The organism is Neisseria sp. P0024.S006 (genome assembly GCF_051956595.1).
Lineage (GTDB): Bacteria > Pseudomonadota > Gammaproteobacteria > Burkholderiales > Neisseriaceae > Neisseria.
The window spans coordinates 1-456 of record NZ_JBQCXH010000051.1; the positions used below are offsets into that span (position 1 = coordinate 1).

General features: G+C 46.5%; 1 protein-coding gene. It reads left to right on the forward strand.

Annotated elements, in window-relative coordinates; genetic code table 11:
- On the forward strand, positions 1 to 302 hold a 302-nt coding region (grxD, locus tag ACTHUF_RS11220; RefSeq protein ID WP_440407741.1), incomplete at its 5' end, for a Grx4 family monothiol glutaredoxin.
- Between the last annotated feature and the right edge of the window lie 154 nt (positions 303 to 456).

A 456-nucleotide genomic window follows, 5' to 3' on the forward strand; every position in this document is an offset into this window, starting at 1 on the left:
TCCACGATCAAATCAAAGAAGTCGTTACCACACACCGCGTCGTATTATTCATGAAAGGCACGAAGCAATTCCCGCAATGCGGCTTCTCTTCCCGTGCCGTACGAATCCTCAATGCGGCAGGTTGTACCGACTATGTAACCGTCAACGTAGTGGAAAACGATGCCGTACGCCAAGGCATTAAAGAATACAGCGACTGGCCGACCATTCCTCAACTGTACGTTAACGGCGAATTTGTCGGCGGTGCTGACATTTTGATGGAAATGTACGAAGCCGGCGAGCTGCAAGAATTGTTGAAAGCTTAAGCAGTTTAAATATTCCCGCAATTTAAAATTGTTGACAAAGGCCGTCTGAAATCCTGATTCAGATGGCCTTTCGCATGAATACGCACTTTGCGCGCTATGCGAAAAAAAGTGTAATCCCCCTCCATCAACGCAATTCTGAAAATCAACATGAACG